The sequence below is a fragment of the Bacteroidota bacterium genome (genome assembly GCA_008933805.1).
Taxonomy (GTDB): Bacteria; Bacteroidota; Bacteroidia; order UBA8524; family UBA8524; genus SB11.
The window spans coordinates 145,837-169,444 of sequence record WBUH01000002.1 but is presented as its reverse complement, the minus strand read 5'-3'; the positions used below and the strand labels follow the sequence as shown (position 1 = coordinate 169,444).

Below are 23,608 nucleotides of genomic sequence, written 5' to 3'. Positions count from 1 at the left end.
TTCTAATGAATTTTGACCAAATTAAAAATTTAGTCATGTTCAAAGAACTAGTATGTCCAATTTCAAACGAAAAAATTGACAGCAATGTAAGCCGACTTACAATATTCATAAGTGTAATACTAGTTGCCGTTTTTATTCTCACTCTGCAGCCGTGGTTTTTATACGTAGCTGCTCTAGATTATTTTATAAGAGCATTTGGAAATAGCCAATATAGTCTCCTACGGTTTTTTGCATTAAAAATATCTGAAATCTTTGGCTGGAGCCCCAAAATGATTGATAAAGCGCCAAAAGTGTTTGCATCTCGTTTGGGTTTTCTTTGTTTACTCGCGTCATCTGGGTTGATTATCCTAGGGCAAACATTGGCTTCAATTATTATTGCAGCTATGGCCGGCTCTCTGTTTTTGTTGGATGCTTCAAATATTATTTGTGTTGGGTGTGTTATTTATCATCATTTGGTTTTCCCTCACTTTAAAAATAAAAAAGTGTAAATTTCACCTGTTATTAAAACAAAATTGCTGTAATAAACAGTCCGATATCACATTATTTCACGCTTCTAAACGGAACATTTGGTTATTATCAACCGATTGTTCCGTTTTTTAATTAAACAATAAAATTCAATAATTTACTTCATTTCAGAAGGTTTAAAATTTCTTTTGTTTATCTAACACTAAAGAGGAATTAAATCAGAAAATGCTAACTTAGCACAGTCCAGCAAGGAGATGGGGTTATATGTGTACTTAGGACAAAAAATTATACATGTGCTATGAACTTTAATTTTTATATCCCTCAAAAGCTGAAAGGCATATCTCCAATTATCTGGGAAATGAATGCAGATAGTCCTACCAATTGGCAAATGCTACCGGAAAGTTTACTTTCTCTTACCTTCAAGCTCAAGGGGCCGTGGAAGATTCATAGCGAGATATTTACGGAAAAATCGTATAACCCTACGGAAAAGCTCTCTTTTATATGCGGACTTCAAACCAAGCCGTTTAAAATATCTTTTTCTAACCTACAAATAATGGGAGTGGGATTAAGTCCAATAGCTGCAAAGCTATTGTTTGGCATTCCTTGCAGTGAATTGTTAAACTATGCCGTTAGTACGGAAGAAATCTTCCCTGAACACATTGAAATGATTGAAAATGAAATTCAGAAATTACCTGATTTCATTTCCCGAGCCATTTGGATTGAGGACTTTGTGCTAAAGCATTTACAAGATCACCCCGACTATGGTTTGGCAATAAAAGTGAGTAATGTTCTAGACCAGATTACTCACAATAAGATACATGGAAAACCGGTAGACATATATAGCCTCAGTGGCTATTCACGAATGCACACGTACCGGATATTCAAAGACTGGGTGGGGCTTTCGCCTTCAAAATCTATTGTTATCCGTCAGTTCAATCATACGCTGGAAAATATGCACCACAATCAGGAAACAATGACTCAGATTGCGCTGGCTAATGGCTATTATGATCAACCCCACTTAATCCGTACATTCAAACAATTTGCAGAGATGACACCGCGCGAGTACCTAAAGAACAAAACGGAGGTTGTGGGTCAGCTACCCTTCTAACCCAGTTTTGGGTTCATGTTACATTCATACAATTTTAGATGTATAGCGGCCTCTAAATTCGCCCTAACCTATACAACTAAAATATTTATACTATGAGTAACAGTGCTATTGTAGCTATTGACCCAAAAAACAAAACCGCTTTAAAGCGATTCATTTCATTAGAAAGAGAACTAATGAAAGACAATCTCTACTATATTTCTGAGTTAGACGGTGATGTATCCAAATTTCTAAGTGGTAAGAGTTTATTGGCTCAAAACATGGAATTTGGATTATTTATCGCTACGAAGTCAGGAAAAGATATCGGAAGATGCGCTGCCATCATCAACAAAACCTATCAGCAACAAAAGCAGCCCGGTTCAGGTTTCATTGGTTTTTTTGCTTCCGCAGATGGATATGAAAACGAAGTAAAGCAGCTGATTGCAAAAGCTGAAAGCTGGTTAAAAGAAAGACTGGTAAGCAAGGTGATTGCACCCGTAAACGGCGGTGCCCCTAATGCCATGGGATTTTTGGTTACTGCTTTTGATGAAGACCCGATGTTCCCCTTCCCTTGGACAGCACCACACTACCCCGCCCACTTTGAAAAATTGAACTATCAACCCACATACCCTTTGTGGTATTATAATGTGGATTTTAATGGTGAAAAATACAAAAAAGCTAAAGCCAAGTATAGCAATTACACAGAGGCAACTATCCGACCAATTTCTAAAAAGAACTGGGATAAGGACATTGAAACCATCACAGATATACTCAATGAAACGTTTGTTCACGAATGGGAATTTACCAAAATGAGTCATGGAGCCATGAAGGAGTTCTTTGCTCCAATGAAAGACGCTTTAGCTGCCGAACAAATACTTATTGCTGAGGCAAACGGCAAGCCCGTTGGGTTCTGTCTTGCTGTACCCGACCTAACTCCCTTATTCCGTTCATTTAATGGAAAAATTGGTCTGAAAGCACTCTTTAAACTGATAACCGGAGCAACAAAAAAGTTTCAACGAGCAGGTATTCTGGGAATTGGAGTATCGGATGAATTTAAAGGTAAAGGATTAGCCAAAGCCATTGCCATGAAAACCTATACCTACCATGAGTCTCTGGGCTTGAAGAGCAGCTTGTATTTTCCTGTAAATGAAGGCAACTCAAAGTCTCGCGGGTTTGCTGAGTCGATAGGTGGAACCGGCCGTTTAATGTATCAGGTATTCGATAAGGATATCAGCCAATAAGCAAAATCATTCTCCGATTTAATTCTATTCCAAACTGTCAAGCTGAAACCAATATTGCGTGATATATAACCACATATATCACGCATATATCTAATTTTTAGCTACCTAATCATATGAAAAAATTAAAAAAAATTCTCTTAGTTATTACTTTAGTATAGGAGAAGATTTTGCAGGGGGATTTGAATTTACGATAGGAAATGGACGTATTGTAAGATCAGCCAATTTAACTCCAGACAAAGAAACCGGAATAGGGAAACTATCTCAAAGCGACTTTGTGGGACTATTTACAAGGTACAGAGATGGGTTTGTTCCCGGAAAAGTAAGGCCAACTGATTTTCAAACCCCAATGCCCTGGATTTTTTATTCAGGTATGACAGACGAGGATCTTAAAGCAATTTATGCCTACCTTAAAAGTATCCCTCCTATACAGAACAAGGTTAAGAAATTTGAAATTCAAACTGCTTCAACTTCTGAAAAGAAATAAACAGGCCATTAGGACATATATGAATATAACGTTTGATAATCTGCTTGTTTGAGCATAACACTGGGTAAATAGTTGAATAACTATTTACCCTTTTATTTTATATATCCCCTCTGGTTAAATTAAAGGGTTAACCACAGTCCTCCCCTTTCGCCCCCTCGGGTAAACTTTAAATGGTCTGAGTTATAGGCTTATTCTTGAAATCTTATCCTTTAACTAATTATTGCGTATATAACAAAAACCATAATACTGTCATTTTAAAACAACCAATTGTGTTTTGTATAAAATAAGACAACCCAAATACTAAAGCTACGTCTTTACTCTATATAATATCATGCAGAGGCCTTGCTAATTTTTTAACTTAATAATAAGGTAAATTATCAGTATTGTTTTTCTGTTCTACTATTATTGTGGCAGTGGAACCTATCAATAAAGACTAACCGGAATATATGAGGCAGCGTATTATCATTTGCTCAACTCACTATAATAATCTGCCCTCTATACAACAGGTGTCTTTTAATGGGCTACTATCATACTTGCCTAAACTCATTCATTATCAATTAGTTTTCCTTAGCATTTTACTTGCAACGCTAACTTCATTTTCACAGCAATACAGCTATGCCCATTACAGCACCAAAGATGGGCTCGCAGGATCTACTGTTCACGGTATAGCCCAAGATAAAGACGGTTTTTTATGGTTTGCAACTGAAACGGGTTTAAGCCGGTTTGACGGTACACATTTTCAAAACTACACGCGTGCGGATGGCCTACCCAGTAATGAGATTTTTGGGGTATTTGTTGACTCAAAAAACAGGACATGGTTTACATCGTTCCAAAATGCCATTTGCTATTATTGGAAAGGGAAAATTTATAACCAGCAAAACGACCCCGTACTAAAAAAACTCAACTTTACTGCTATCGTTTCATCGTTGGCCGAAAACTCACAGGGTGAGATATTGATTGGCTGCAACTCTATAAATGAACATTATGTTTTAAAAAACGACACTGATATCGTTAAACTATCAGGTACTCATTTTGATATTACCCACGGCATTCCAACGTTTTATGCCGGTGTAGTTTTGTTACCAAAAACTGTACGGGCGTTAGTAAAAGAAAATGATTCTTACTATCCTCCGCACAACAAAACCAAGTATATATTAGCTAGAGGAGCTTACCTTTTTAGAAGGGGCAACGGAACAAATCCTAGTGACAGTGCTTTTTATTTTCCGGCAAATAACCAACCCGGGTATTCTTTCTGGTTATCTGCCGAGATACGACATATAGAATACTTAGACGATAGTACTTTAGCTATGATGAGGTATAATTCAGGAGGTGTAACGCTGTTTAACCTACATAAAAGACAGTTTATCGCTACTTATTTACCGGAATATACGGTTCATACTGCATTTAAGGACATCGAAGGTTGTATCTGGTTCTCTACCAAAGAAGCGGGTGTTTTTAGATTAAACAACCCAACATTCAAAAACTCGGTTTTTTATAATAAAAAAAGTCCGCTTGGGGTATTAAGCATCCAGAAAATGAACGATGGTATTTATGTAGGTACCGAACACTCGCAATATTGGAAGTTAAAGCCAATACAAACAGATGAGGGGCTCAATTGCTGGTACGACCCTGTAAAAGTAAATGCTGATATGGGTTTTCTAAACAAAGAGCGATATAAGCAACTAATCAATTATTCCAGCTCAAATTTTTTCCGGTTTGCTTTCAAAAATCAACAATCCATCAAAACGCTTTTTACATTTAATGATACGTTACTAATAAGTTCGTCGCTAGATGCTTCGCTCTTTCACCTACCCTCCCGGCGCAAAATCAGACAGTTACATAACGGACGAACAACCACCGCCTACAAACACGACAACACCTATTATATCGGGACATTGAACGGGTTGTATGCAATAACCGAAAATGGGAAAAAAGTTTTTTTGGGGGATGAAAATCCGCTGTTTAAAAGCCGAATCAGTTCTTTTGCAGAGGATAATAATGGAATATTGTGGGTTGCCACATACGACGCGGGAGTTATTGGGTACCGCAACGGAAAAATCATTGCTAATATTACACAGCGTAACGGAAACTTGAGTAGCGATATATGTCGCTGTATTTTTATTTCAGGCAATATACTATGGGTTGGAACAGAGAAGGGATTAAATAAGGTTGATATTACATCTGGTCGCTACACTACTACTGAAAAGTTTACTGCAAATGACGGTTTAGGCAGTGATATTATTAACACAGTATACGCTGATGGAAATATGATATATGTGGGTACTCCTAACGGCCTTACCTATTTTGAACAGGATAAGGTACCCAAGCATTCTATCTGCTACATTCGACTTAACGGGATATCTGTTTCAGGGATAAAGCAAGATCCCAATAAAAATCATATTGTGTTAGAGAACAAGGATAATAATATCCGGTTCGAGTTTTCGGGGATTTCTTTTTTGTCATCGGGTGATATTACTTACCGGTACCGCTTACTTGGTTTGAATAATGAATGGCGGACAATTAAGGAAAACACCTTGAACTACCCATTACTACCTTCGGGGAGATATACATTGCAATTACAGGCAATTAATAAATTTAATGACCCAAGTGATGTTCTGAATTATTCTTTTGAAATCAAAAAATCACTACAAGAAAAACCATGGTTTATAGCTTCACTTTATATAATCGCATCAATTATTATTTGGATTGCCTTACAATGGCGCATTAGGCAGATACGGGAAAAAGAAAAGGCAAAACGCACTATCAATCAAAAAATTGCGAGGCTAGAGCAAATGGCGCTCAGAGCTCAAATGAACCCTCATTTCATTTTCAACTGCTTAAACTCCATTCAGCATTATATTATCAAGCAAGATGTTAAAGGGGCTAATTTTTACCTAACACAATTTGCTGATTTGGTAAGGAAGACACTTGAAAACTCGGCAAAGATTAATGTCCCTCTAAGTGAAGAAATCTCATACCTATCCCATTACCTTGAACTTGAACGACTACAATTGGCAAACCGGTTTGAGTATGTGATTGATGCGGAAATTGAAAATAAAGACCAAATCATGATTCCCAACATGGTTATTCAACCTTACATTGAAAATGCTGTCAAACATGGGGTAAGTCAACTTAAAGAGGGTGGTTTAATAAAACTAACTTTTAGTTACGACTCAAACCAAAATGTACTGGAATGTATAGTAGAAGATAATGGTGCGGGCATTACTTACATGCGAGAAAAGCAACGGCAGGAAAAGAACACTCACCTCTCAAAGGGAATGTCTATCACATCCAGCAGGATAGAAATACTTAACCAGCTTTATCCGGGTGATGAGTTTATATCCGTGCAAGTAAGCGATGCACATGAAAATGTTTCAGAATGCGGCACACGAATCACCCTACGATTTCCATTAAACAACCTTGTTAATTCTTAATCTATGCTTAACGCTATAATTATTGACGACAAACCCGCCAATATTGAGACTCTTAAAAGCCTTATTGATACATACTGCCCGCAACTAAGTATTGTTGGTACAGCTACCAATATTGAAGAAGGTTCTTCATCCATTATCCGATTAAATCCATCAATAGTTTTTCTTGACATTGAGATGCCTGAAGGTAACGGTTTTGATTTATTGAAAAGATTTAACCCTGCCCCTTTTGCTGTAATCTTTACTACTGCTTACAACCAATACGCCGTGCAGGCTTTTAGGGAAAACGCCCTCGATTATTTGCTGAAACCCATTGACATTGAAGCACTACAGGAATCAGTGGCAAAGGCAGAAAAGCATATATACTTAGAACAAACAGGCAAAAATCTTGAGAAATACATGCGGCAGCTGCAAGTGCCTGATACAAGTAAAATTGCACTCCCTACTCAAGAAGGGTACTTGTTTGTAGACCATACCAATGTGATACATTGTGAAGCTTCCGGCAGCTATACCCATATTTATCTGCAAGAAGGCAAAAAAATACTGGTAAGTATGAGGCTTAAAGAATGTGAAGATATTTTACCTGCCAAATCGTTTTTTAGAGTTCATCATTCCCATATCATCGGGCTACGCCACATCAGCAAATATATCAGGGGCAGAGGCGGCTACTTGGTTATGCAAGACGGCTCAAAAGTTGAAGTTTCTGCAAGCCGAAAAGACGAATTTCTTGAATTAGTGAAGTACCATTACTAATCCGCTTAGGTTTGATTTTACATGACTGTGAACTGGTTCAACATAACCGTGAACCGGACCAAACGTCTACATTTCATTGGGTTTAACTTGCATATGAACATTTAGCCACGGTGCTTATCCGCTTGGAAACTGTTCAGTTTTAATCAATCGCACACCTAAAAAACAAAACCCATGAAAAAGATCAATGTATTAATTTACCTAAGCTTGTTTTTGTGTTTAACAACACAAGCCCAAATGCAAAAATGGTGTATCCCTCCTTATCTTGTTGATTTATCGGGACCTCCACCCACTCCTACTATTGCTACCAGTAGCTTATCGGCCGGTAGTTATCTCACATCGGCAAATGCCGCGTTTGACAAAACGGGAAATATGCTGTTTTATGTAAGAAGCGGAGAAATTGTAACACCGGCCGGTGCCGTTGTAAACGCGTTTCCTGTTCCCTTATCACTTGAAATCTCAATTGTCCCTGTTCCCGGTCATTGTACAAGGTACTATGTCATTGCCATAGGGTATGATGTAGCGGGCGGTCCGGTAGATTTGTATTATACCATGGTAGAAACTGCCGGTGGCATTAGCATTGTAACAGGATTTAATAACGTTAATTTGGGCGTAGTAGGTAATGGAAAAGCCGGATTAGCCGTTTCAAGGTTACGTGCGGATAGAACCCGTTTTCTTTTCACTGTTGGTGGTACTGCTGTCCAAAGGTTTCGTATTACCGATAGTGGAATAAATCTTGAAGAAGGATTAATGCACAACATCTCTGGTCTTGGTAATAACCAGGCAGTTGATGTTGAACTGAAAGAAAACATTGCAACCGGAACGATGAAACTGGCTTGGGGACAAACTACCTGGTTTGTCGGTATTCCCAATAAAGTCCACGTATTAAACTTAACCAGTTCAGGTGGTGTCGTACTTCCTAGAAATGATTATGCCATACCCGGATTACAAGGTGTTTATGGGCTTGAGTTTTATGGTTATAGCGGCACCCATCTGGCTGTAGGACAAACTTCTTCAACTGATGGTATTGCATTAATTGATTTATCAACCAGTTCCGTTAGCTTCATTCCCAGCTCAAGTAATTATGCAGGCTCACAAATAGAAACCGCACCAAATGGAAGGATTTATGTGTTGAGTACCTCTAAGGAGTTGGCAATAATAGACCCCGGAGCGGGCACAATTACCAATACATCGCTTATTTTAAGCAGCTACTCAGGAATATTTGAAAACACCTTGCCTGAGCAGATAAACGATGAAGATTATATCACGGCAAACTTTAGGGCACAGCTAATGGCGCGTGATAACTACTCTGATGTTGGTGCCGAGCCCTATGAGCCAACCCCTCCCACAGATTTTGTTTCAAGCCCTGACCTTTGGAACCGCAGAGATAGCTTAGGTGATTCGCTTGTACACCAAAACCCCGGTTACGCATCAACCACTTTTGGAAACTTAATGAAGATGCGTGTTACCAATATTGGCTGCGTGCCCTCAACCACAAGTTATGTAAAAATGTATTGGACCTTGGCCAGTACCGGTGAAAGCTGGCCGGGAAGCTGGACAGGCGCAGTGATGTACGGTTCACAACCCGCAGGAGGTCAGCTCACTCTTAGCTCTGCATACAGCACCTACACATCCGGTCAGGGATATGCCGTCCCTGCGCTTAACCCCGGCCAAAGTGCCATTATATCTGCTAAATGGTTTCCGCCCTCTCCAGCATCTTTTCCTTCAGGTACAGTTTCCGACCCTGTAAATATTTGCTTCCTTGGCCGGATTGTAGACCCGCTACAAGACCCTATGTACAGTGAGTTACCCGTTGCGGCTTCAATAAACCACAATGTTACCTTTAACAATAATATTGTTACCCGCAACACTTACTTAGCAAACCTACCCGGTAATTTTAAAGTTGCTCAAGCACCACGTGAAATCTCTCTTCTTGTTCAGAATTACCTAAGCGCAACGCAATTATTCAACATTAATTTTGCTGCTCTTTTGCAAAGTGATTTGGCATTTGCCAATTTGGGCACTATTACTTTAAAAGTAGATAATGCCCTTTGGAGTGCTTGGGTGCAAGGCGGCCAACAAGCTAGCGGGCTTACGGTAAGTAATCAGCAAACACATGAGTTTACTGTAACTAATTTAAGCAATGCCGTTCTTTATAATGTAAGCATGAATGCAAACGATGCTATGCTTGTTACACTTGGGTTTGTGCTAAACAATCCTACACAAGTAACCAATACCTACCGGTTCGGCATTACACAGGAGAGAAGCGATTGGCAACAAGGTGAAGAAAGGTATGGAAGCCCATGCACCTTTATTGTTGACATAGTTCAGGATAGCACAGGTGGCGGACAGGATAGCTCATCGATGAAAAAACAAACCAGCACAAGTGTACAAAGCATTGAAGTTGAGCAAGCTTTATCACAAAAGCTTATTGTATATCCCAACCCATCGGCTAATGAGGCTATTGTGAAACTTGAATTGGCTGAACAGGAATCTGTACTATCTGTTAAGATTACAGACATTTCAGGTAAGCTAATTAAGCAAATTACAGACACCAAAACCGATAAGACAAGGGGAGACCAATCGATACACATTATTACATCAGAACTTCCAAACGGTGTATACATTGTAAATGTTCAAACCACAGAAGGATTACACTCTGCTAAAATGAATGTAGCACACTAATTTTATGATTAGTAGTGAATGAACACTATCTCAAAACAATAAAAGCCCTTGCGGTGCGAGGGCTTTTATTGTTTATAAGGTACTTTAAAGAGTTGGGCTATTTAACCATTAGTGTAATGTTTTTATTTACACCTTCGCCCCGCACTTTTACAGTGTACATACCAGCCACCATGTTTGTTGCAGAAATATCAAGGGTTAAACGGTTGTTTCCTTTTGCAAGCGCAAAACTATTGTTGTAGTACTCACGACCCAGCATATCATATATCGTTACATCAACTTTTGCTGAGGTTTCAGTCATTATTTTCACCTCCACAGCTTTCGTATTCTGTTCTGCCGGATTGGGAATAATAACGGGTTCAGCTCCTTTATCCAATATTTCATTGGGCTGCACCATCTTATCTTGCTTTTCGGTTGACGGTGTTGCCTTTAGCCCTCTTTTCCTGGGTTGTTTTTGGGCTTTGTAATCATTACTACCGGTGCCTATAACGGTTGCGTGGCATAACTCGTTATCAGGATTGCTGCCAATATGGTCTATATATATGCCGGTTGTACCAAAAGAAGATTGACCAAACACAATGCTTGAGATAGTTGAAAACTGTACCCAGTTCATATCCAAATCTTCAAAATATTCGTTACAGCCCGATACACCGTTAAAATATGCTTTCACAACATAGGCTTCCCTAAGAGGGTCGTCCTCTTTTATGGCATACATAGTAACCCCGTCTCCAGTGCCGCTGGTATTCACATCCACTGAGTTACCGGTTTCTTCGTAACCATAATCGTATACAAACAAGCCATTAGGATTTATAGGATTACCCGAGCGGTCGATCTTAAATACAATTGCATTCCCATCACTGGTGGTTGACCAAAAAGGACCTGTTACAAAATATTCAAACTCTGTTGCGCAATCATCAAACACTTTCAAACGTCCGGCAACATCATGTCCCCGCAAATATTTGGCAGGGGTTGTACCCGACCAATATTGTCCGCTCCACTGTGTTAAACCTGTTTGACTGGTCTTAACAACCCATGCCCTGCCATCAATTTCACCGCCTAAAACAAAGCCCGGCATAGCAGGGTCGGCACTGATATCAATCGAGAAAAGTCTATCCAGCGAAGCACCTGTACCTGAACTCTTTACATCAAACGAATTAAGAGCCCCGGTACCGGGGTTAACCTCCATCCAAAAAGCATTGTTACTATGCTGTCCCACTATAATAACAGTAGATGTATAAGGGCTTTCTATTATATCATTAGGAGTGGCGGCAACATCGTATATACTTCCCCACAACAAGCCTCCATTTTGATCAATCTTCATGGCCCACATATCATCTCCGTTGGTACCGGTAGCAAATAAATCACCATTCCCTGCTTCTGACTCTCGCAAGCCTGTTACAAATGGGACCGTTCCTATAACTGATGATAATTGGTAGCCCTGTATAGAGATAACGTTCCCTGATGCATCTAAGCGTATATAAGCAATACCTTGCCCAAAAATTTGTGCACTGGGGTAGAATATGTTTTGCCATCTGTGAAAAGCACCCACAGCGCCATAACCTGAGCCATCTTCAAACTCAATTACCTGAGCCGAAGTAATGCGTAATGTGTAAGTGCCGCTCCCATCGTTAAAAACGTAGTGGTTATTAAAATCGGTAGTGTTAACAAACCGGCCATCATCATCGGCATGAGCAGCAAATATTCCTAAGCTTCCCAAATAAAGGGGTGTGCTTGAAATGTCGATAAAATGGCCGCCGATAAGATGGCCTGTAGCGGCATACCGTGTGTTTTGCCCGTGTACGTTTACCGTACCAATTGCAGGGCCATTGCCATACTCGTGTTGGAAATACTGTGCTTGGGCACTTATTCCCATTAATGCTAAAGCAATTAAAAGAAGTTTTTTCATGGTTAATATTGATTAGTGGTTAATGATTTAAAACCGTAGTAAGTAATTTGCAGACTGATAGCTTGCTTTTATTACAGTCAAAATTAACCGATGATTAAAGGCCCTTTCAAGCACCGATTAGGGAGTCCTATATTTTTGCTAATAAGTGTTGGCAAATGATAAATAAGTGTGCAGAGGAGTAATAATTATACGCTGCTAAATGACCGATGATATGCGTATTGTGTACCCCGATGCCTTTTACGATAATCTAAAACGCTAAAATATACCTACCGACATTACTCTAAGCAATGCTGCTTTTTTGCGTGCAGATACTTCTAACTCAATGCCGTTATTTAAAATAACGTGCCCTCCTCCCCTTCCTTTTGAGTATGATTTAATAAAATTAAGATTTACCAAGTGTTTGTGATGTATGCGGAAAAAACCGAAGCGGGAAAGCTCTTTTTCATAATGCAACAGAATTTTTGATACATATACCTTGGGTGCTGCCGTAAAATAAATACTTGTACAACTGCCATTGGCCTCACAACGAACTATTGATTTGGCATCCACAAAACTGTAGCCGTCAGAACTGGGTATCTTCACTTTTTTTACCTCACCCTTTCTATCGAAACTCGTATCCCCCTTTTTTTCCTTGCTTATCCGTTCTAACCTGCTGAGAATCTTGCTTACAGATTTCCTGAATTCGCCCCTGCTTACCGGTTTTAGAATATAATCACAGATGGCAGCCTTGTTGTTCTGAACAGCATGGTTTTCATACGCCGTAACAAATACAACAGCTGCTTGTATCGCAGAAAAACAGCTCAACAAGTCAAACCCCGAATCTTTTGGAAACTCAATATCCAAAAAAAACACATCCGGATTGTGGGCAGTTATGTAATGATTTGCCTCTGACAAGCTGCCTGCCCTCATTGTAGCAGTTATCTTCGGGAACATTTTGTCCAATAAAAAGCCAATTATTTTGCAAGCATCGGCTTCATCGCCTGCAATAAAGTTTTTAAAATTTTGTGTGCTCATGCGTGATAGGATATTCTATAAAGTAAGAGAACAAATGCGCACTTTCTTTAAGTTCTCACACGTCTCTGTGCCTGAATCTTAACCGGTACCAATAGATAATACTAGCCAAACACCGTACACTTAGGGTTTACCTGCAACCCTACAAATAATTTGCTTACAGAAAGTTACAATAAAAATGTAACAGTTGCCGTTTTAACTGAAGCAATTGCAAATGTTCAATACGATTTGGACTTAATCTACCCAACTCATGACCTATCAAAAAACAAAACCGAAACTTATGTCAATCACCTGTAAAAATTTGGTACTTCAACACACTCGTTATTCTCATAATTTTCACCTTAACCCCTGTGATTCAGACATTCACTACTTTGTACATCAGAATCTATACGTATATAGTCTTAATTTTTAGTACACAGTTTACCTTATTTTAATACATTCGTATTAGGTACTTAGATGTGCATACTTGTGTAAGAGGCTATTTTCAATTGACTTGCAGAACCCTTTTGTATTAGCTTCACTAATATACAGATGCCTAGTGTTTTAGGTTCCTAAGTTGTATAAGCTGCGCTACATAGTCATACTATGAACGGTAAAAACTTATCATTTGCATCTATTATCCTGATTTTTTGTGCCCTCACCTGTAAAGCACAAGAAGACCTTCCCGGCTTTGACCATTACACTGTAAAAGATGGCCTGCCAACTCAAACCATTTACAATGTATTACAAGACAAGAAAGGCTTTTTATGGATTACTACTGATGCCGGGGTTAGCCGTTTTGACGGAACAAATTTTGTAAACTATACCACTGAAAATGGCTTGGGTGATAATGAGATTATTAACCTGTACGAGGATAAAAAAGGTAGAATTTGGTTTGTACCCTTTAGCGCACTGCAAAGCTATTACCTAAATGGGAAAATTTATAACAGCAATAACGATAGCCTGCTTAACGCACTTACCAGTTACGGTGTAGCTTCTGAATTTATTGAATCAGGGAATGGAGAAATCTATGTCCAACTTAGAGAAAAGCCCCACTCGATAGTAAAAATAGATAATAACAACACTATCACATACTTTAACTTCAGCCATCTTTTAGATACTACGGATGTGATAAAAGCATTTTATCTAAGTACGGATAACAGTAAGGTGTATTGCATCACTAATAATGATAAAATAATTCTGGTTTCCGATTCCGAGCCTAAAGCAGTTACTATCCCGTATTCTAATTTTTCGGCAGGAGGTTATAAAATCTGGTGTGCGAATGCATCTACACCGTCCAGAACCTTATACCTGAACGACAACGGGCTGTACTCTATTAATGATACAGCATGCACACTTGAGTTAGGTGTGCACGAAATATCTATGGGAAGGAAGGAAGATGTGATTGTGCTGATGGACAAACACCACAATATTTGGATGTGTAACCGCAGGCACAATACTTTTTTTTACCGCTACACCGGCAATGGCTATGCGCCCGCAGTGCAGGTATTAAAAGATATGTATGCCATTGTAGCTATTGACAATGAAGACAATTTGTGGTTTTGTACGGGAAACAAAGGTTTGTTTAAAATACCTTATAAAAAGCTGATTGAAGATATAATACCCGGTATTAAAGAACGCCTTTTGCAAAAGGGGTTGTTGTGTATACATACCGATAACGAAGGCACGTTGTGGACAGGCTATTGTAACGGTTTCATCACCAGTATAAATGGTAATGAGATAAAACACTACGACTTGAATTATGGAAATCGCAACTTTAACCGAGTACTTCAAATACACTCGGATAAGACGGGCAATATATGGTGCGCCACTGATGAGACCTGTGTACTGCTGCAACGTAAGGCTAAAGGAGTATATAAGCGGGTTTTATTAAACAAAACTGATGGAACGGGATTTTATGCCCCGGTTAAGGGTGTTGCATCTGATAACAATGGCAACATTTATATCACAACACCTAAATTAATATTTGAGGTAAAACAACCAACACCACAAATTAAAGCACTACAAAACTTAGTATTAAACGCACGTATATACAGTTGTTTTTATGACAACCAAAACACTTGTTATTTAAGTAGTTCAAACGGCTTTTATAAAGCAAGCGGTTCCACGATTAAAAATTTGGCAATAAAAACACCCCGACTAAATGTAAGGATACAGCACTATGCCCAAAGTGCAGACGGAACAATTTTTTTAGCCACGTATAGCGATGGTGTTTTAGCATTAAAAAATGACACGATAGTTGCCCGCTTAGGCCGTGCAGAAGGACTTGAAGGTATTATTTGCAGGCGGGTATATTTACAAAACGACACTTTATACATAGTTACCAACGGCGGTATTACTATAGCTGCTTATAAGAATACTCGGTTACACATTATACAAACTATAGGGCTTGACGACGGCCTTCACTCCATTGATGTTTATGATATTACTTTCTTAAAAAACACGATGTATGCTGCCACGGCTGAAGGTTTATCAACCTTTGCCCTGCCGTTGCAAAAGCAATACAAGGTATCGGCCCCTGTTCTTACTATTTTAAGTTTTAAGGTAAACGAAACCGTTTACCCTACTACATCGGTTATCAGCTTTCCGTATAGGCAACAGCGGGTGCGGATAGAATACATAGCCCCTGTTATGACTAACCCCGGCATGGTAACCTACCGGTACCGTTTTGCAGGTAGCACAGAGTGGCACACTACCTCGTCAACTCAACTTGAGTTTAGTGATTTACACCACGGGGATTTTACCATTGAGATACAAGCAAAAAAATCAAACAGCGATTGGAGTACCTCAAAAGAAATAGCCTTTACCATATTGCCTCCTTTTTATTCCACATTACCATTCAAAGGTTTGATTTTACTTTGTGCAGTAGGTGGTTTATACATCCTTATCCGCAATCGGTTCACAAAACGTTTCAGGGTGCAACTGGCTCAACTGCAACAAAACGAAGCAATTGAAAAAGAACGAAACCGAATAGCAGCCGATATACACGACGATATTGGTGCCGAGCTAACCCATATTGTACTGTTATCCCGCATACTAAAAGAAAATTCGCCACACACGGTTCCCTTTACAGACATGGTGGATAAGCTTGAAAAATCATCGAACGAGGTAATTAATAAGATGAATGAAGTGATATGGACGCTGAATGCGGCTAATCACACCCTTCATAACCTTGCTGCATACTTGCACAACTACTGTGCCCGCCTACTTGAAGAACACGGCATAAAAAACACCATTACAATTGATGAGAATGTTTTTACCGATCACCTTGTGAAGGCCGACGTAAGTCGTAATATCTTTCTAATCATCAAAGAGAGCCTCCACAACATCATCAAACACTCAGGCGCCGGCGAGGTAAAAATCTATTTTATGTTACAACAAAACAATGTCCTGTATTTTGAAATAAAGGATAATGGCAAAGGATTTACAACACACCCTTCAGGCGGCGGAAACGGCTTAGGCAATATGAACAGGCGTGCCGCTGCACTGCAAGGCACTGTAGAGATTAGTTCACAACCTAACGCAGGATGTATTGTAAAAGCTAAAATACCACTGTAATAAAACTATCTATTATGAATATGCCTCTCGAAATATGCATTGTTGAAGACCAACCCGATATGCGGTTGTGTATTTCATTTATTATCAACGGCCATACCGATTTTTTCTGCACCTCGTACACTAGTGCCGAAGAAGCCATGGAAGGGATAAAGCACTCGAAGCCACAGGTACTGTTAATGGATATAAACCTGCCGGGTATGGATGGTATTGAGTTTACCCGATATATTAAAGAACATTATCCTGATATTTTGATAATGATGTGTACTGTTTTTGAAGACTCTGAAAAAATATTCAGAGCACTGAAAGCCGGAGCCAATGGATATATTTTGAAAAAAGCTGCCGGCGAAACCCTATTAGATGCTATTAAAGAACTGGTAAAAGGCGGAGCACCCATGAGCAGCGACATTGCCCGCAAAGTGGTAAATGCTTTTAGAGAAAACCCCGGATTTGCAAACGAAGAAATAAGCCTTAGTAAGCGTGAAAATGAGATACTTGACTTACTGGGCAAAGGATACGGCAATAAAGAAGTAGCCGAAAAACTATTTCTAAGCGTGCACACAGTGCGTACACACATTTACAATATTTACGAAAAACTGCACGTACGCAACAGGGTTGAGGCGCTTAATAAAACAGGCAGAACTCTTGTAACCAAAGCTTCAAAAAGCAGGGTATAATTTACCGGTTCACACTCTTAGTTTCTTTATAGAAATATGGAAAAGAATCAGCTTAGCCGGTATCTAACTATTTCTAAGGCAACCCCTAAACAAATTATTTTGGTGACGTAGGGGTAAAAACGCTTTCAATTGTCTTGTATAAAAGTATGTTTAACTTTGCTGCCTACAAATGGAAAACAGCAAAGAAAAAGCACTTTTTAAACTTGAAGATATAAAGGCTTTTGAAATGCTTTTTAACCAATACTACAAACCATTAGTAAACTATAGTTTCACCTTTCTGAAAGACCCCGGCGAAGCCGAAGATGTAGTGCAGCAGGTGTATATTAATGTATGGCAAAAGCGCGATGAGCTTGACATACATACTTCGCTCCGCGCCTTCCTTTATAAATCAGTACACAATGCCTGCCTTAACCGAATAAAGCAAATGGCGGTTAGAGAATCCTACGCTGTAGACTCTATGCGCTCTGCTACGGTTGAACACACTGCCGATGTGGTGGTAGCTAAAGAACTAAAACAAAAGATTGACGATGCAATAGACCAGTTACCTGAGCAATGCGGAAAGATTTTTAGAATGAGCCGCTACGGTAACCTTAAGTACCAGCAAATAGCCGACACATTGGGTATTTCAGTAAAAACCGTTGAAAACCAAATGGGTAAAGCGTTAAAGATTTTACGCACCGAGCTTAAAGAATACATGCCTTTACTAATTCTGTTCACCCAAATTTAGTGCTGATGAAAGAAACAAATACAGATGAGTTAATAAGCAAGTATCTGGCAGGTGAAGCAGGTCCTGAGGAGGCTATGGAGTTGGAGGACTGGAAGGAACAGAGTGCTGATAATTTGGCCTACTACCTTGAGTGCGAGAAACTGTTTTTTACTGATTACCAAATTAATGCACTTACCAACACTAATGTGCAAGCGGCGTTAGAAACCGTAAAAGGTCAGCTGGATTATACCGAGAAACAAACCCCTGTTTTCAAACTAAAGGGTTTATTTAAATATGCAGCCGCAGTAGTATTAGTGGCTGGTGCCGTGCTTGTGTTCAGATACTTCAACCAAACATCGGGTAATAACAGCACCACCTATGCAGCACTTGATACACAAAAGAAAGTAGTGCTTGAAGAAAGTACCACCGCCGTTATCGAACCTAACTCAAGTCTAACCGTTGATGATGGTTACGGAAAAACCAACCGTTTAGTTAAACTTAAAGGGTCGGCGTATTTTGAGGTAACCCACTCTGAGCAGCTTCCCATGCTGGTGGATGTGGGCAATGTGTATGTAAAAGATATCGGTACTAAATTTAAAATCACCACATCGCCCAACCAAGATACCATAAGTGTTTTGGTGGATGAGGGTGTAGTGTTGTTGTATGATAGCTTAGGCACTGAAGTTACATTAAACAAAGGCCAAAGCGCTGTTTACATTAAATCGCAAAAAAGTATTGTACGGGCACCTGAAACTGCTGCAACCCAAACGTTTGCATTTACCCACGTTTCACTGAAAGAAGTAGTACAAAAACTGAGTGGTGCATTTAATACCCGCATAAGTATTGAAAGCAAGAACATTGAAGATTGCAGGTTGACTGCACACTTTACCAGCGAAAAACTGGAAACCATGCTGGATGTGATTACGGAAACGTTGGAGCTAACCTTTATTAAAACGGACGATGAATACATTATTAAAGGCAACCGCTGCAACAATTAAGCACTTTATCTGGGTTGTTTTAATAGTCGTAAACGTTTCTACAGCCCGCGCTGCCGATGTGCCATTTTTGGAAAAATCGGTTACGGTGAATGCCAGTAACCAAACCTTTGCCGAAATTTTCAGAACCATCAGCAACCAAACAGGGGTGGTATTTTCATACAACTCAAAACAGTTTGACGACCAACGAAAAACCTCAGTCAGCTTTTATAATAAGCCTTTACGGGTGGTGCTGAATGCTTTGCTAAAACCGGTTTCGTGCAGTTACAAGCTTAAAAAGAAATACATCATTATTAAATACAGCGAACCCGTACCGCCCGCTAAAAAAAGCACTTTTACCATTAGCGGCTACCTTGTAAGTGCAGGCGATAGTGCTAAGGTGAAAGATGCCAGTATTTTTATTAAATCCATCAAGCAATCGGCCATTACCGATTCGTTCGGGTATTTCAAAATGGTAGTATCAGCCGAAACGGGCGACTTATCACTTTCAATAGCCAAAGAAAATTATAAAGACACTGCGTTTACCCTCTCCGGTGCTACTGATAAAGAATTGTGGCTAACCCTCACCCCTATCCATATTCCTAAGGTTGAAACAACGCTTCTACCCCAAGAACCTGCTACTGAAACTCCTATCGATACACCCGCACCAATACTTGTAATTGATAGTGCGGTTAAAGATACCTCGGCTCCTATCAGTAAGTTTTGGCAAAAGCAAAAAGAACTGAATGCCAACTTTAGAAACATACGGGATACATTGTTTACCAAAATATCATTTTCATTGGTTCCGCCGCTAAGCACCAACAAACTCTTATCGTACAATACGATTAATAAACTATCCTTTAACGTTTTAATAGGAAACTCAAAAGGGGTTGACGGGCTGGAAATTGCGGGTTTACTAAACTATGATTTCGGCGATGTGCAATATGTACAAATGGCGGGGTTAGGCAATATTGTGGGTGGTAATGTGAAACACGTGCAAGGTGGGGGCATTTTTAATATCGTTGGCGGAAACACCGACGGTGTGCAAGCAGGCGGTATTTTTAATACTGTGCAAGGATATTACCACGGCTTACAAATTGGAGGTATTTTTAACATTGTGACCAAAGACGTAGATGGTATGCAATTGGGCGGCATATTTAACTATGCAGAAATTGTGGACGGCTTACAGGTGGGTGGTATTTATAACATTACCCGAACCAATATTACCGGCTTGCAACTTGGAGGTATTTTTAATTATGCCAATAACATAAACGGGGTGCAAATAGGCGGCATATATAATTGGGCTAAAGATACCATGCGCGACATTCAACTGGGGGGTATTTTAAATACAGCCAAGTATGCCCGCGGCACACAAATAGGCGGTATAATGAATACCGCTAAAGAAATTGACGGGGTGCAAATTGGTGGTGTGATGAATGCTGCTAAACAAATTACGGGTGTACAAGTGAGCGGGGTAATGAATATGGCAAAAGAAGTGGATGGTGCACAGGTGACAGGGGTAATAAACATAGCCCGAAAAATAAACGGTGTACAGGTAGCCTGTTTTAATTTTGCGGATAGCTGCAATGGCATTCCTGTGGGTATATTTAGCTTTGTAAGAAACGGTTACCACAAAATAGAACTATCGTTTGATGAGCTAAAAATTACCTCTTTAGGTTTTAGAAGCGGCGTAGATAAATTTCACAACCTATTGTTTGCAGGGTATAGCAACTTTGGCCCTCAGCCCTTTTGGACTTTTGGCTACGGACTGAGCACTTATAAAAAGCTTACCCCGAAAAAAGGCTTGCTGTTTGATATAACCACGCAGCAATTACAAAACACATCGTCAGGTGCTATAAAAACTAACCTGCTTAGCCGTGTAAACGTGAGTTATTCGTATGCAATTGCCAAAAAAATCAGCTTGGCTGTAGGCCCCACATTCAATTTCTTGCAGCAAGAAAAAACCGATAATTCATTCATCAATACCTTTAATGCAATAGCACCGCCAACCTTTGGCAACAACACTATGGGCAATACACAAAGCACTATGTGGCTGGGGGCTAAAGCATCTATCAAATTTTTGTAATACCGGCATAGGGGTATTCTGTTTTTTAATTGTCCAAGAGATATGGAAATTAAAAACAACAGAACTATGAATTTCAAACAATTAATTATCGCGCTTTATTTATTACTGTTCACATTCTTAATTGCCCACGGTCAAACTGCCACCCAAACCATTAGAGGTACTGTTTTAGATAAAGTATCACAATCACCATTAATAGGGGCACAACTTGTAGTGCAGGAGGTTACCCCCATTATTGGGGCTGTTAGCGATGAAAATGGAAATTTCACTCTAAAAGGAGTGCCCGTAGGTAAACGAACCATTAAAGTTACCTACATGGGCTATAAGGAACAATTACTGCAAAACCTTACGGTGAATGCCGGGAAAGAATTGGTGCTGACTGTTAACCTTGAAGAAGATATTGTAACCGCACAAGAAGTAGAGGTTACCGCCAAAAAGAATATCCCGCTAAACAGTATGTCGACAGTTAGCACCCGTCCTTTTTCAGTAGAAGAAACCCAAAAGTATGCGGCGGCGGTAAACGACCCCGGCAGGATGGCCACCTCGTTTGCAGGGGTGGTACACGCCGGCGACGGTAGCAATACCATCTCTATCAGGGGTAACTCGCCCAACGGGTTGTTATGGCGTATGGAAGGTGTTGAAATTCCTAACCCCAACCACTTTTCAAACGTAGGAACATCGGGCGGAGGTATTTCCATTATCAGCTCGCAGCTACTAAGTAATTCTGATTTTTCGACGGGTGCTTTTGCTGCTGAATACGGCAATGCTTTATCAGGTGTTTTTGATTTGAAACTGCGCAAAGGAAACAATCAAAAACGTGAATATACCTTTCAAGCAGGCTTGCTGGGGTTAGATTTTGCAGTAGAAGGCCCTTTTAAGAAAGGCTATGAAGGCTCATTCCTTATCAACTACCGATACTCTACCCTATCATTATTGGGCATGATTGGCGTGCCATTGGGTGATGCCGTTACCAACTTTCAGGATTTATCGTTTAATGTGTACTTGCCAACAAAAAGAGCCGGTAGTTTTAGTGCCTTCGGTTTTGGGGGCATCAGCACCCAAAATTCTTATGCCAAAAAGGATTCACTAAAATGGGAAGAGGATGATTTTTACAAATCAAACTCACGCTTTTTGAGCAATACAGGGGCTGTGGGGCTTACACATACCATAAACTTTAAAAACAAATCCTACCTTAAAACAGCCCTTGTGTTTTCAGGCAATCAAAACGGTTATAACGAAGAAGAGCTCCAACCGGATTACACCACTTTTATTAAACAATACGAGCAGAGATACACCCAAAACAAAACCACGCTATCATCCGTATATACCCAAAAATTATCTGCAAAAAGCAGTATTCGCAGCGGATTGATAGTAAACCGTTTGGGTTTTAATCTTATCATGAAAGATAAAACCGACACCACTGAGCTTACTGAAAAACTGAATGTAAACGACAATACGTATTCAGTACAAGGATTCTTCCAATGGAATTATATGCTTTCAAAACGTGTAACCGCCAATATGGGCTTGCACTACCACCAGTTATTGCTAAACAACTCAAACTCAATAGAGCCACGGGCATCTATAAAATATGCGGTAAACAGCCGTGGAAGTTTTATACTGGGTTATGGCTTGCACAGCCAATTGCAACCCATAGGAATATACTTTGCCCAAAAAACCGAGAACAATACCATCACTACTCCCAATAAAAACCTTGCATTCAGTAAATCGCACCACATTGTTACCGGATATGATTTTAATATAAACAGCTACTCACACATAAAACTTGAGTTGTATTACCAGCATTTGTTCAATGTGCCAGTGAGTGCGGATAGGGATAAACACTTCTCGATACTTAACAGTGTTGAAGGGTATAACACCGAACCTTTGGTGAATAAAGGATATGGCAGAAACTATGGTGCCGAATTGACCTACGAACGGTTTTTACATAAAAACTTCTACTATTTGCTATCCGCTTCGTTGTATGAATCTAAGTACAAAACGCTGGATGATGTGTGGTACAATACCCGTTTCAATACCAACTATGTAATTTCATTTACCGCCGGAAAAGAGTGGGCTTATAAAAGAGGCAACAAAGACCGTGTGATAGGTTTCAGCATAAAATCAATAAACATGGGCGGTTTCAGGTACACTCCGATAGACCTTGCTGCTTCTATTGCACACAACGAAGCCAAGTTTTACGAATCGAAAGCGTTTGCAAGCAAAGCCCCTGATTACTACCGTGTGGATGTGCGCCTAAGCATGAAGCGCAACTACAAAAACATCACTACTACCATTGCCCTCGATTTACAAAATGCTACCAACCATAAAAACATTGGCGGCCAATACTATGATAAAAACACAGGCACTGCAAAATACTGGTACCAAACACCGCTTATCCCTATACTTAGCTACCGTGTAGAGTTCTAGCATGTTTGCTCCTTTTGGTTAAAGACTCGCCCTGCATGGGGCGGGTCTTTTTAATTTAACAATTTCTTAACAAGATGCCTGTTAAACTGATACTGAATGCCCCATTTAGCCTTTAAAATCAAGGTTGCAGTA

General features: G+C 39.7%; 15 protein-coding genes. 13 read left to right on the top strand and 2 right to left on the bottom strand.

Annotated elements, in window-relative coordinates:
- The first annotated feature begins 5 nt into the window (after window positions 1–5).
- The 7 genes from F9K23_02855 to F9K23_02825 all read left to right on the top strand — a co-directional run bounded on the left by F9K23_02855 (window position 6) and on the right by F9K23_02825 (window position 10,140).
- Entirely contained in the window at window positions 6–488 is a 483-nt protein-coding gene (locus F9K23_02855; protein ID KAB2918100.1) for a DUF4395 domain-containing protein, read from the top strand.
- A 275-nt stretch (window positions 489–763) separates the two neighbouring features.
- Entirely contained in the window at window positions 764–1,573 is an 810-nt protein-coding gene (locus F9K23_02850) for a helix-turn-helix transcriptional regulator (GenBank protein ID KAB2918099.1), read from the top strand.
- A gap of 92 nt (window positions 1,574–1,665) precedes the next feature.
- Window positions 1,666–2,790, top strand: a complete 1,125-nt coding sequence (locus tag F9K23_02845; GenBank protein KAB2918098.1) for a GNAT family N-acetyltransferase — start codon at window positions 1,666–1,668, stop codon at window positions 2,788–2,790.
- A 346-nt stretch (window positions 2,791–3,136) separates the two neighbouring features.
- The gene (locus F9K23_02840; GenBank protein KAB2918097.1) at window positions 3,137–3,274 is read left to right on the top strand and encodes a cytochrome c; all 138 of its coding nucleotides are present in this window, start codon (window positions 3,137–3,139) and stop codon (window positions 3,272–3,274) included.
- 446 nt (window positions 3,275–3,720) lie between these two features.
- Window positions 3,721–6,708, top strand: coding sequence for a hypothetical protein (locus F9K23_02835; protein ID KAB2918096.1), 2,988 nt, complete (start codon window positions 3,721–3,723; stop codon window positions 6,706–6,708).
- A 3-nt stretch (window positions 6,709–6,711) separates the two neighbouring features.
- On the top strand, window positions 6,712–7,458 hold the full coding sequence (locus tag F9K23_02830; protein ID KAB2918095.1) for a response regulator transcription factor: 747 nt from the start codon (window positions 6,712–6,714) through the stop codon (window positions 7,456–7,458).
- A 171-nt stretch (window positions 7,459–7,629) separates the two neighbouring features.
- Complete coding sequence (locus tag F9K23_02825) at window positions 7,630–10,140, top strand: T9SS type A sorting domain-containing protein (protein ID KAB2918094.1); 2,511 nt, start codon at window positions 7,630–7,632, stop codon at window positions 10,138–10,140.
- Between the two features lie 97 nt (window positions 10,141–10,237).
- On the opposite strand, the gene F9K23_02820 is transcribed toward F9K23_02825, so the two are convergent.
- Together F9K23_02820 and F9K23_02815 are read right to left on the bottom strand one after the other, a co-directional pair.
- Complete coding sequence (locus F9K23_02820; GenBank protein ID KAB2918093.1) at window positions 10,238–12,043, bottom strand: T9SS type A sorting domain-containing protein; 1,806 nt, start codon at window positions 12,041–12,043, stop codon at window positions 10,238–10,240.
- 255 nt (window positions 12,044–12,298) lie between these two features.
- Window positions 12,299–13,057: a response regulator transcription factor gene (locus tag F9K23_02815; GenBank protein ID KAB2918092.1), complete on the bottom strand. Its 759-nt coding sequence runs from the start codon at window positions 13,055–13,057 to the stop codon at window positions 12,299–12,301.
- Window positions 13,058–13,639: 582 nt separating this feature from the next.
- Between F9K23_02815 and F9K23_02810 the strand changes: the two genes are divergently transcribed.
- The 6 genes from F9K23_02810 to F9K23_02785 all read left to right on the top strand — a co-directional run bounded on the left by F9K23_02810 (window position 13,640) and on the right by F9K23_02785 (window position 23,476).
- Entirely contained in the window at window positions 13,640–16,612 is a 2,973-nt protein-coding gene (locus F9K23_02810; protein ID KAB2918091.1) for a hypothetical protein, read from the top strand.
- Between the two features lie 20 nt (window positions 16,613–16,632).
- A complete protein-coding gene (locus tag F9K23_02805) occupies window positions 16,633–17,286 on the top strand; it encodes a response regulator transcription factor (protein KAB2918302.1) in 654 nt (217 codons plus the stop codon).
- A gap of 169 nt (window positions 17,287–17,455) precedes the next feature.
- The gene (locus tag F9K23_02800) at window positions 17,456–18,013 is read left to right on the top strand and encodes an RNA polymerase sigma-70 factor (GenBank protein KAB2918090.1); all 558 of its coding nucleotides are present in this window, start codon (window positions 17,456–17,458) and stop codon (window positions 18,011–18,013) included.
- A 5-nt stretch (window positions 18,014–18,018) separates the two neighbouring features.
- Entirely contained in the window at window positions 18,019–18,990 is a 972-nt protein-coding gene (locus tag F9K23_02795) for a DUF4974 domain-containing protein (GenBank protein KAB2918089.1), read from the top strand.
- Window positions 18,953–21,052, top strand: a complete 2,100-nt coding sequence (locus F9K23_02790) for a hypothetical protein (protein ID KAB2918088.1) — start codon at window positions 18,953–18,955, stop codon at window positions 21,050–21,052. The genes F9K23_02795 and F9K23_02790 overlap by 38 nt, the downstream gene beginning before the upstream one ends.
- A 66-nt stretch (window positions 21,053–21,118) precedes the next feature.
- Window positions 21,119–23,476 (top strand): TonB-dependent receptor, encoded by a 2,358-nt coding sequence (locus F9K23_02785; GenBank protein KAB2918087.1) that lies wholly within the window; start codon window positions 21,119–21,121, stop codon window positions 23,474–23,476.
- The last annotated feature ends 132 nt before the right edge of the window (window positions 23,477–23,608 follow it).